Source organism: Psychrobacter immobilis, from assembly GCF_904846235.1.
Lineage (GTDB): Bacteria > Pseudomonadota > Gammaproteobacteria > Pseudomonadales > Moraxellaceae > Psychrobacter > Psychrobacter immobilis_C.
This window is the reverse complement of sequence record NZ_CAJGZN010000008.1, coordinates 39930-52244: the sequence shown is the minus strand read 5'-3', so window position 1 is coordinate 52244 and position 12315 is coordinate 39930. Positions and strand designations below refer to the sequence as shown.

The following is a 12315-nucleotide window of genomic DNA, read 5'->3' as shown; positions in this document are numbered from 1 at the left end:
CAAATTCACTAAAATTTGCTAAAATAAGCGGCACTTTTTACCAAAGGCGCACCCGATGACCCAAATCAGTAACCAAGAAATTGAAAAAACCTTACGCAACTCAGAGTGCCTTATCAGCAGTATCGAAGTAGCTGCTGCTTATGAGCGTTTGGCCGCTCAGCTCAATCTACATTATGCTGGTCTAAACCCAATTGTTATGGTCGTGATGAACGGCGGCTTGATTCCAGCTGGTCAACTATTGACACACCTTACGTTCTACCATCGCATGCATTATATCCATGCGACTCGTTATCGTGATAACGAAGGTACTAATGAGCTTGATTGGAAATTCAAGCCTGATGTTAGTATCGAAGGTGAGCACGTATTGTTAATCGACGACATCTTTGACGAAGGTATTACTCTAAAAGCAGTTGTTGAAGAATTAAGTAAAGAAAAGCCTCTATCACTTGAGTCTTGTGTCTTGCTTAACAAGCAACATGATCGCAAAGTTGCAGATTTTGACGTAGATTTTGTGGGTATTGATGTTGCAGATCGTTATGTTTACGGTTGTGGTATGGATTTCCATGGTTACTTGCGTCACCTGCCAGGTATCTATGCAATCAAAGAAGACAAAGTTTAATTCTAAACTTAATTGATTAAAATAGTTAAATCCTAAAAAAGCATCCAAATTGGATGCTTTTTTATTGCGCGGACAACAACTTGAATGAATCGTTAAAACTGTAATGCCAAACCTGTATGCCGCTCAGTTGGTGTTTGAACCGCTTTTTCTAAGGCGTGCTTGGTACTATATACCGTTACCTGCTTCTTAGCACGAGTCACTGCTGTATAGATAAGCTCTTTGCTCAGCAATCTTGCATGACTATTATCGAAAGTAATGGCCACATGATCAAACTCAGACCCTTGTGACTTATGAATGGTCATTGCATATGCCGTGGCTATCACCTCTTCATTTAGCAAATTAACAGCTATCCCTTGTGTCTTATTTTCAAAGAATACCTCTAATTGGCTCCTTTCATCTGATGTTTGTAAGCAGAAACCAATATCCCCATTAAATAGCCCAAGCTCATAGTTATTTTGTAGCACCATAACAGGACGTCCATGGAACCATGTGTTTTGACCCAACGGTAACTTTAGCTCAGCAAGATGCCATTGAGTAAGGTAGTTATTGATATAGTGGTCGCCCCACTCACCATTGTGGCCAGCAGTGAGGATTCTAAATTGATTAAATACTTCCATTAACGAAGTGGTAGTATTTTTAACTGATTCTGGCACGGATTTTTCTATTGGATCCTTTAGCAAATTTCTAATTTTACTTATGTATGATTGGTAATTATTGGAGATTTTTGAAATAATTTTTTCTTTGCTTAGGCTATTTTTTATCTTGTTATTTGATATGGACTCTGCTTGTAACATGTTAACATATTGAAAACTTAAGGCAGCGTCTTGCCTTAGTAATTGCCAAATAGCTTGAAGATTTGTCTCTGCTTTATTAATTTGAGTGGCCAGTTTACCGATACCTGAGTCGGCGCTAAATCGGCGGCTCTCGGTTAGTTCTGCATGTATGGGTTGCAGTAGCGGAATGCGACAGAGATCAGCCAATACTGCTCCTGCATCGACGGCTGCTAACTGATTAGCATCGCCTAATAGTATTAGCCTAGCACCTGGCTTTACTGCGCTCACAAGATAATTGGCTAACTCAACTCCGAGCATAGATGCTTCATCAACGATGATAATATCTTCACCGAGTGGGTTGTTGGCATCGTAGCGCGGTCTACCCGTTCGACCGATACCTAGCAGACGATGGATGGTTTTTGCCTCTTGCAACTGTAGCTCTACATTTGCGTCGTCTAAAGCCGCCTGTAGAGACTCCTGCATACGTTGGGCCGCCTTACCCGTTGGCGCTGCTAATGCTAGACTAGCACTGTCTGTGCTAAACCTAATATGTTCAGACTCATCCCCCCTACTCTCTGTCGCCTGTTGTAACGCGATAACCAATTGAGCTACAGTGTAGGTTTTACCTGTCCCTGGGCCACCAGTAATGATACTAAATGCATTATTGTTCGCCACATTGATAGCAGCTATCTGTTGGTCATTTAAGTTCTCAGGCATGGTAATGTCTAAAGGCACTATCTGCTGATTCAAAATATGATTGATATGCTGTGCTAAGTTAAATTCTGCTTGCCATGTGCGGTGTAGCCAAAATGTGATTTTCGAACCTTGGGTTTCTTTATTCTTAGCGATGTTATAAATAATTGGTTGATTATCTTTGCTTAGGCTATTTTGATAGTTATTACAATCAGTGTTCGCATTAATATTAGCAAATAAAGCATGCTCATGGATTGAATGGACGAAAGTATTTAAGTCGCTATTTTTCAAGCGCTGATATAACGTAGTTATCGCATCAAAACGTTTGATCAACGTCTCTTTTTCATGATTACTAAGTGCTAGCTGCGCCCACAGGTAATCTCGCTGACCAAACAAAGTGTCCAGTAATACAAATAGCGATGTCTCCGTTGTAGTATCATCGTCTAGTTGCGTGTTTGGTTGCGTGTCTAGTTGCGTTTTCATCTGAGTATCAATCAGCGCAAAAATTGGTGTTGCCAGTATCCCCAATAATTGCTGCTGCCATGCGTATAACGTGACCACTTCCCCATTAATTTGCCCTTGCATGGGAGCTTCATGATCGGCTGCATTAATGGTTAATACAGTATGCCCTTCTTCCAAATGAGCCGCTAAAATAACGAATAGAGCCGTAAATAAATCGCTATCTTTTGACTTATCGATTCTTCTGTTTTTATCGTTTGTCTTTGCATCTACCGCGTCATATGCTACATGTGTTTGCTGACGACGCAACAAGATATAATCGCTGATGTTACTAGCCCAGCTCTCTTGTAAGCTAATGGCTGACTTGCTCTTATTGTTATCATTACTCATCGTATATTTATCTCTTTTTAATCTGATTAACTGCTATAACAATTTTTATCTATCTAATTGCTATATAAGGTTTATTAATCAGGCAGGCCAAACAAGGCATCTAGACCTTTAATGAATGCAATGGGAATATCCCAAGTAACCAGTCCATAGCAACTATTACTGCTCAAGTTATCGTGATTAGACTGAACCACATCTTGCGATGTAGGCATAGTAGCTGCCTGAGCATTCGGGTCATACACACCGCGTAAAAATACGTACTCTACAGCGCCTAAATATTTATCTTCGTTACCCGTATAATCACTGATCCTCATAGCAAGGAACCGATGCAATGCTACTTGATAGATTGCTGCTTGTAGCCAGTACCCCGCCTTGGACATTGCTTTCTTGAGCGTATCTTCATTGTAATCGCTTAGGCTATTTCCTAGAAAGTTACTCTTATAATCGACCACATAATACTTGCCAGCATGCTCATACACCAAGTCAATCTCACCACGCAAATAACGATATAGATGTGCTTTATTTTGTGGCACTAGAGTAACGTGTTTATCTGTCTCGTCAGGTAAATACCGTTGAAAAAGTTGACTAATATCCTGTGCTTTGAAATTCTCTGACAATCCCATGTTGAACTCTAACTCGGCAAATCGCTTACCTTTATCAAGAGCAATCAAGGGTTGATTGGAAGCCAACAGTGGCGCATGCAACACTTCTTCAATCCAATTGATTAATGCCTCATGCTTGGTTGTATCTATTGAATCGAAATCAATGACACCGTTGATTCCTTTCTTCCTTCCTTGTGATCTGCGGCTCTGCTGTTCAGCACTACTATATATCAGCGGTAACTGATAGCTATTAATCGCTCTATCAATAACCTGATGCCACTGGGCTTTATTAGTGAAATCTATTTGTTCAAATATCTCATGCAAAAACGTACCGGCATTGGCACCCTTTACAAAGGTAAAGCGGATATCATCTTCTACCTTGAGGCTTAGTTCACTGTCTTGTTCGAGAGACTCGTTGTTATTAAGTAAAGAGAGGTCTGAAACAGAAGACTCTGTCATATCGATGTCTATCGCATCATCAATACGCTCATCCACTATCGCCATTGCTTGTGTAGATTCATCTAGCTGACGTGCCAAAGCGGTAAAGCTGGTCTTTGCCCAACCATAAAAATAATTGGTTTTCATCACCTCAGCAAAGGGCGCGTACTCAATAGCCTCTGTTGTAGGCTTATGAACACTTGATTTGGTAGCAGTCATCTGAACATTGTCATTTATACCTGCTGAGCTAGCACCATTGCTTGCGTAATTATTGTCATAGAACTCATTAACCTTATGCCCTCTGAGCATGCCTATGGTACCTTTGAGCCTATCTGGTAGCTCAAACTTTGCTTCTGGCGATTCAAACCAATAGAACACTGGCTTTAGCTCAAACCCTGTCTTGTTACTCGGATCTCGCAGCACCACATAAAGCTGCTCACTGGCCCGAGTAAATGCCACATAACCAAGCCGCCTTATCTCATCAAAACCTTCTTGTGTTTCGATATCAGTATAGTAATCCTCAACCGTGGCAGAGCCTTGCAGTGGTGAGAAGCGGCGCTGATTTCCCGTCGATTGACTGTCTATCGGCTGCCGCACTAGCGCTGAGGGCGCTTGTTGCGCGTTGTATAAATACAGCCCATAGTCTTCTTTATTACCAGACTTCCTACTGGCATCACCCATTCCCAATACATAGACAATAGGGAATTCAAGCCCTTTTGACTTATGAATGGTCATCAGTTGCACGCCAGACTCTGTCGGTAGCGGATATTGCTTAGCCCAATCACTATTAGGCGCTTTATCTATCTGCTGCCTGAACCACGCCAGCAACTCATACTCACCCATACCTAGACCATACTGCGCCAAGATGTCCATCACATGACGCAAGTCCATGATATGACGGTCACCTTCTGGATGAGCAGCTAGGGCCTGCCAAACGCCTTGCGGCTGCACGGGACTTTTATCTAATAAATAATGTAGCGCCGATAATATGCCAAAGTGCTGCCAACGCTGGGCACCTTCTTTTAGATAGGTAATAAAGTCTTGATAGCTTTTTTTAGTATCAGTAGCTTCATTAGTTGAGAAGTCTTTCAAATTAGAACTGTTTGCATGGGCGCTTGGCTTACTACTACCCTCGGTAATTCCTGACTCATGATCCGTCATCATGGCTTTAATGTTTTTGATACTTAGTCCATATAGATGGCTGGTCAATACCCGATTAATCATGTCATGACGATACGGATATAGCATAGCACTCAGTAGCGCCGCTACATCTTCTGCCATGATAGTCTCAAATATGCTGACATCACTGGTGGTCAAGGTCGGCACATTGAGTTTTACTAGCTCGTCTTCGACTCTTTTCAGATCTTTTTTGGCACGTGCTAGCACCCCAATATCACTCGGCTGAATCGGCTTACCTTTAAGTGTCTGACCACTATTAAGCAAAGTGGCTATATGGCGAGCTGTTATTTCATGCTCATCATAATCAAACTCTTTGTCCTTATCATAAGGCAGGTGCAATAAGCTCACTGGCTGAGCAGAAAGCACCTCTGTCACCAGCACATCATCCAGACTATTTGACTCATTAAACCAAGACAGCTCATATTCTGGTTTTGCCGCTTTGATATGTTGGTAATGAATACCGGTTCCTAGTTGCGACAGCTTATTCTCAGCAGTTGTGGCATCAGCCATACCAAACCAGCAGTTCAATGCGTTAATCACACCCGCATTAGAACGGCGATTGATATCTAGTGTCCAAAGCGTACTCTTGTCAAACTGGGCTTTCATATAATTATAGTTGGCCACATCGCCACCGCGAAACCCATAAATAGCCTGTTTGGGATCACCAACCAATAGCAGAAACTCATGATTGGCTTTCTTAGTGGTTGCCTGCTTGTCACTGTCCAACTGTTTACGCTTATTCTTTGGCAAATAGATGCTTTCAATCATAATGGCTTGCTCGCCATTGATATCTTGCGACTCATCAATCAATGCCACTGGGTAGTGATGACGAATATAACGCGCCAGCTTATCCCCTTGACGACCAGTTAATGCTTGGTTTAAGCGTACCATCTGCAAGCTAAAAGTCGTCTCGCCACGCTCTTCCAAAATTACTGGCAGTCTATTACGCACAGCCAGCACAATATGACGGTTAAGATTGGCCAATACCAACAATATATGCTGATTTAAACTATCAAGCATGTCTAAGAGGGCCATTAACTTACTAATGGTTTCTAACTCAAAAAGCGTCTGATGCTCTTTTTCTTTATTCTTATTAAAGTTCTTGATTTTGCCATCTTCATCGGGATATCTAGAATCCTGCAATGATGTCAGAATCTTGTTTTCGCTCTCATTTAAATAGCTATTAAATGTCAGCTGATACTCTGATATCTTTTGATGCACTTCAATAAGGGCATCAAACTGTTTGGTTAAATTAGAACCACCACGAAACCCTTGAGACTTTCTATAGTCAGGATTCAAATAAGGCTGGATATCAGCTAAATCTAACTGAGAAAACTCATTGATTAGCTTTTCGTATGCATCAAAATCAAAGCTTTTCTCATGCCTTATCTCATCAATCGGTGCAGAGATAAAGTTGAGTGAGCGCGTCACATATTTCTTATGATCGCCAACTGCAGTCAGCTTATCTTGCTGATCCATTAGCGCGTAAAGTTTAGGCTGCTCATAATATAATCGGCTCTGAAACTGACGCAGCTCATCATGGATAATACTGTCAGTCACCTGTTCAATACTGCTGTCTTCAATAATCCCCATGCCCTGCTGGTGACCAGTCTCGCTACTGTACTCCGTCAACCATTTTTGCGCCAAACTATCGAGCGTACCTACAAACAGCTTATCCAATGTAGTGAGTACCAGTGCGGTACGTCTGATAGCTTCAGCCATTGGGTAACTGTACACATGATCTAGCAAATAACCGACGAGATGCAGGTTGATAGGATCTTGCATAATACCGTCTAAGCGCACATATTTGGCCTGATTAACCAGCCAATCTTCACGGTCTTTTTTTGCTTGTTTACGTTTCTCAGCCGCCACTTGCTTATCAGCAGCAAGGTCTTGATTTAAATCATCAATGCCTGTCTCAGCGTTTGCATCTACATCTGAACTACTGCCTACTTGTGCGTCTTTATTACTCTCAGGCATAACCTGTAGTATGTTGGGATACAAACGCTCTTTATTGCCAGTATCAGCACTTAGGCTATTGACCCATTGTAATAGCTGATAAAAATCCACCAAACGATCATGAATACGCTGACGCATTTCGGCAGCGGCAGCTCGAGTAAAGGTTGTGGCAATGATCTGCTCTGGCGCACGTCGCGCTTCGATCAGTAGGCGTAGTACAATACCGGTCAACGTCCAAGTCTTACCCGTGCCCGCTGAGGCTTCAATTAGGTGCTTGCCCGTTAGGTCAACATCGACTGCTGGTATGACATCGGCTTTACGTTCAGGTATAGCAGACAAACAAGGCAGCTCATCTGAATATTCATCAAATAAATTCGGTTGTGTAGACAAGTCAATGGTATTGGTTGGATCGCTAATGTCTGTCATATGGGCGCATACTTTTAATTATTATTTATTAGGGCATGTCTTCAATTCACTTGATAGTTATCTAAATGGGCTAAAAACAGCTAAATTTTGCCAAACATCGTCAAATAGCTGGTTAATATCCCGATATTATCTGCACTATTTTCCTCGTTTGACGGCAATTTATCTCATTTTTATCACCATTTTTGAAATGAAGACACGCCCTAGAACAAGATAGCAAAAACTAATTAGAGGCTGTTCTAGATAATGGGCTAACCATCTAAGTTAGTTAACGCGTTAAACATCGGCTCATACAATGGCTGGGCTAATGTAGTCAACGCTGATGATAACGCCTTAAACGCATCTTGGTCACGTAGCACGTACTGCCAAATAGCATGCTGCGAGCAAGTATCGTATACCGTGTCTGAGTTATAGTTAGGTCTTAACCAGTCGGAGAAGTCGGCACGTTTTGGCCAGTATCGGTTGCCGTCATCTTCTTCATGCTTTAGATACTTATCAAGGTAATTAAATGCATATTCTGGTAATAATGTAATGGGCACTTGACCCGTTAATTTGCCAAAAACAGTCCATTTTATCAGCTCAATTACTGCATCTTCATACACAATCGGGGTTAGTTTAAATGCGATGACCTTGTCATACTTTTTGACTTGTGAGCTAGGCTTATTAAAACGCCAAATACTCACGCCATCATTTAATTCCACTTGCTGAGCGGTGGTACGTCTGGCCACTTGCCAATACAAATGTGACAACCAAAACTTGAGTAAATGCCTAGGGCTGGCAGAATTGGGCAATATATTTAACCACTGCTTGGGGGATTGCTTAGCATAAGGCACGCCCGCCTGAATAATTGATATGGGTGCCAATATTGGTACTAATCCCTTCATTTTAATAGTTTTTGGCAATAGCTTAAGCAGTGTTTCCATACCGTCTATATTCGTCTGGTGCTTTGACTCGTTGTCAGTGTTATTCAGTATATTTTTTAGCTCTATCTGGACAGGATATTCGGCAGTTGGCGTCAGTAGCTGTAATACACTGCTGCTATCTGCCTTACTCTCGTTGAGAATACTGCTTTCGTCAAAGCCATTAGCAATTAGCTGCTCTTTGAACTCCAAACACTGCTGTTGCAGTTTCTTCTGTTGATTGGGTAATGTAGTTTGGCGAGCGACTCCAGCGGGCATGATTTTTTGATACATCAGGATTGGCGTAGTGGTTTCAGCAGTTGTATCACCGCCATTGGCCTTAGTCTCATCGGCGACCAATTGCTTAATCAAATGATCTTTGATTTGATAGGTAGTTAAACTGTTTAGAAATAGCGGCTCTTGATGCGACAGTGCTTCTTCACCTTGTACCACATGCACCTTTTGAGACCGTAAGAACGCTTTGGCAGGATGGCGTACTTGGTAAGCCAATACCCCTTCAATGTCTATCTCTCCAATATTAAATACGCTATCAGATAAATTCTGGATGAGCGCCTCTGTCATGCTACTCACATTGCTAATATCAACAACCTTATCTAGCGCTAGCATATCAGCCAATGCAGACAAGGTTTTATTGTCCACTTGACCTAATTGTCCCAAGCCTTGACCTAGCACCTGAGCAATTGACTCATACTGTGCTCTTGTGGGTAAGCCAACCAGTTGCATAGGCTCACTAGCCACTCGCCCTTTCAATGTATCAAACACCGCTTGCCAAAGCGGTGCAGGTGGAAACTGTTTTTTCTGAGCCAGCTTGGTTTTGCGCATGGCGGTATTTAATAAAGTATCCAGCTCATCAATCATATCGACAGGGCTAGAATCCTGAGCATTAGCATGAGCATTGTCATCAATATCAGGAGATGCTTGCTCAGAAACATCATGGCCTTCGATTTCTGTCTCAAACAGACTCTCATGGAAAGGCAGTGCAGGATGCTCAGTCACCAACCACTGTTTAATCAATTTAGGCAAATAGCGCTTGAGGCTTTCGGTGGTGGGGTCAATATTCTCGGGTAATGTCTCAAGCGAGTTCACCTGCCATTGCACCTCGCCTTGCAAAAACTGCAATAGCTCACTCACTGGATTGGCAGGCAGATGCTCATGAGTGTCCGTCAAGCTTTGGCCGTTGTAGAACATCCAACATGCACTGCGCGCGCACAGTAACGCATCTAAAAATGCGCCGTTGTCATCATCTTCACTAACTCTGTCACCACGGCGTGCATTGGTCGCTTTCATCAAATCATAGCGGTTATCTCGGTCACGCCCAGGAAACTCAGAGAGATCCATATTGAGCATCACCACCAACTCAAACGGCACGTTTCTTAGTGCACCAAATCGACCAAAAGTAATCACCCCAGTTGGCTCCGCACTGACCTGCTGACTTTCAAGCTCGTTTTCGATACTGTCTAGCATAAAGCTCAGCTTGAGCGGCAATTGCTCCACACCTGCCAGCCTTTGCTCCACTTCTCTGTTGTCGACATCACCACTAGCGTACTGCCTATAGTGACGATTGGCTCGCAGACTTGACTTAAAACCATTCATCGCGTTGTAGATGGCGCGCATGGTACGCGTTTGGTCTACATCCCCAAAGTAGCGATGGATAACTTGTGTCTCAATCTGATCAAGCCAATCTTCCGCTTTCATTTTTTGTGTATGATCATCACGTCGTGCGACCAAGCCGGTATAAATGCGGCAAAGCGCTTCAACAATCAACGCATCATTTAGGCTAACTTGTGGTAACGGTAAGGTCATTTCTGGTAACGCAGTGCTTGGCCATTCATCGTCATTTAGATCATATAAGCAATCACTCAACTCAGCCTCTGGCATGACCAGACCTAGGGTCAATCTGTCTAATGCCTGTGCAAAGCTAAAGCGATAGTCGTAATCATTACTATCCAATGTTTGTTTAAGATGCAGCTCGTCAAAACCGCGAATAAAGCCCGCCTCTACCAATAAATCACAGCCACGGCTCATCTGCTCATGAGTCAGTCCAAAGCTTTCAAATAAAGGCGGCAACATGAGCCAGTCCAAGACTTCAGCTGCTTCAAAACGGGCACTATGACTACCCAATAGTTTGTAAAAACCGATAATCGCTTCCCATAACTGGCGAATGTCGGAATCAACAACACCAGTCACTTTAGCAGGCAAAGTCAAACCGTCTTGACCCTTACCATTGACGAAGATAGACCCAATCAATGCATGATGACGTTCAACATCAGGTAGCAGCACAACGATGTCGGAGATATGGCGTTTCTTTTCACCTAGTTTGATAGGTTCATTTAGCCAACGACCAATCATAATACGCAATACTTCAAGCTGACGCTGCAAACTATGACACGAATGAATGCTTAGGCTATTATCTTGGGAAGAGATTGCCCAAAAACGGTTTTTCTCAAAACGCTTATTCTCTAACGCTTTATCTTCATACCAAGCCGTTTCTTGCTTAGCTTCATCAAAGCTTGACTCTAGTTGCTTGCTTACTGCTTGTGAGACTGTAGCAGCCGTTGCTTGCTGGGTCGATTGCTCATCAAGCATCAGCACATCGTTTTGCAAACGCCTTAATAAACTTGGACTATTTTGAGTATTACTAGCATCATCAATATACTCAGCAGCAACCTCATGATTAGAACCAATGCTCAGTGTATCGTCGAAATTATCTTGCCATTCGACTAGCGCATCGTCGTATTGCTCATTACCTGATAAATTGGCAAGCATCGCAAACGCATCGCGCGACTGCTTGCCCAAACGCGATAGCAAGCTGTGACCATAATCACGCAAAAACACACTCTCAGGGTTGATAATCTGCTGGCGTTGTAACCATGATTTATCAACGATATCTGCCCAAAACAGCTTTGATGGATTGTAATGCAATAGCGTGATATTCATGTATTGCGACAGACTCTGTAGAAAGTCTAACTCGGTCTGTGGCAGTTGCTGAATGGTAAATATACGCAGTACTTTGGGCAACTGATCACGCTCATTCGCTTTGTTGCCTTTTAAAGCTGACCAGAACGCACGCTCCAGTGCCACACGGTGTAGATGAACATCAGCAAATAAATGCGACCATAAAAAACGTTGGGAAATTTCTAACTCAACATAATGGTCGACCAACCACTCAGGCGTGCCGCGCGCATACTTATCAAAGCGCAGGGATAAGGCGTCTTTATCCGCTATCAACTCACTTACGTTCAACGGCTTGTTTTGCGACCATAATGCCAACCAATCCTCACGGTGAGTCAAATAGCGGTTAAACACCCTAGCCAAATCGCTTGCCAGCTGCCAAATGCGAGCATCTTGTTGCGCCTTATCCTGTTGTAAGCTGTCTTGTTGAGCGCTTGCCTGTGGGTCATCAATCAAAGACGCTAACAATGGATGAACTGGATGCTTTTCATCTGCAACGATTGTCTCTTGATAATAAGTCAAATACCCAAACAATCGCCACTGCATTACTGTCGGTGATAACACCGCCACTTCGGGTACATTTAGAGTTGTCGCTTCAGGGTTTTGCGCCAGTAAGTATGCATTATGGCGGGTTAATACATCTTGCATCAGTGTCCATTGATACTGACCCCAAAATTTAGTACGCACCAAGGTACTAATACCAGCACGGCTAGCAATAGTTTTGTCCAACCAATCACCCAATACCATTGACGGTACAATGACAATGAAGGGTTCAAAAACCGGCTGATCCTTGGACTGGTATTGTACAAGCAATTGATCAACGAGGTTTTCGGTACGGTGCGACTGAATAATAGTGAACATAGACAATAATCTGATTGCAATAAAGGTGAGATATTAGGATTAATAAAAAA

At 42.8% G+C, this 12315-nt stretch carries 4 protein-coding genes; 1 reads left to right on the top strand and 3 read right to left on the bottom strand.

Annotated elements, in window-relative coordinates:
- Nucleotides 1-55: 55 nt before the first annotated feature.
- On the top strand, nucleotides 56-619 hold the full coding sequence (locus tag JMX07_RS07075) for a hypoxanthine-guanine phosphoribosyltransferase (RefSeq protein WP_057760160.1): 564 nt from the start codon (nucleotides 56-58) through the stop codon (nucleotides 617-619).
- Between the two features lie 92 nt (nucleotides 620-711).
- Here the strand turns inward: JMX07_RS07075 and recD are convergent, their stop codons facing one another.
- From recD to JMX07_RS07060, 3 genes are all read right to left on the bottom strand, one after another.
- Nucleotides 712-2934, bottom strand: a complete 2223-nt coding sequence (gene recD / locus JMX07_RS07070; RefSeq protein ID WP_201607092.1) for an exodeoxyribonuclease V subunit alpha — start codon at nucleotides 2932-2934, stop codon at nucleotides 712-714.
- 74 nt (nucleotides 2935-3008) lie between these two features.
- The gene (locus JMX07_RS07065) at nucleotides 3009-7535 is read right to left on the bottom strand and encodes a UvrD-helicase domain-containing protein (RefSeq protein ID WP_201607090.1); all 4527 of its coding nucleotides are present in this window, start codon (nucleotides 7533-7535) and stop codon (nucleotides 3009-3011) included.
- A 248-nt stretch (nucleotides 7536-7783) separates the two neighbouring features.
- Nucleotides 7784-12265, bottom strand: coding sequence for an exodeoxyribonuclease V subunit gamma (locus JMX07_RS07060; RefSeq protein ID WP_201607088.1), 4482 nt, complete (start codon nucleotides 12263-12265; stop codon nucleotides 7784-7786).
- Between the last annotated feature and the right edge of the window lie 50 nt (nucleotides 12266-12315).

Bases quoted from the DNA above. Each gene is read 5' to 3' on its own strand.
- JMX07_RS07060 (WP_201607088.1), bottom strand. From the start codon at position 12,265: ATGTTCACTATTATTCAGTCGCACCGTACCGAAAACCTCGTTGATCAA.
- recD (WP_201607092.1), bottom strand. From the start codon at position 2,934: ATGAGTAATGATAACAATAAGAGCAAGTCAGCCATTAGCTTACAAGAG.
- JMX07_RS07065 (WP_201607090.1), bottom strand. From the start codon at position 7,535: ATGACAGACATTAGCGATCCAACCAATACCATTGACTTGTCTACACAA.
- JMX07_RS07075 (WP_057760160.1), top strand. From the start codon at position 56: ATGACCCAAATCAGTAACCAAGAAATTGAAAAAACCTTACGCAACTCA.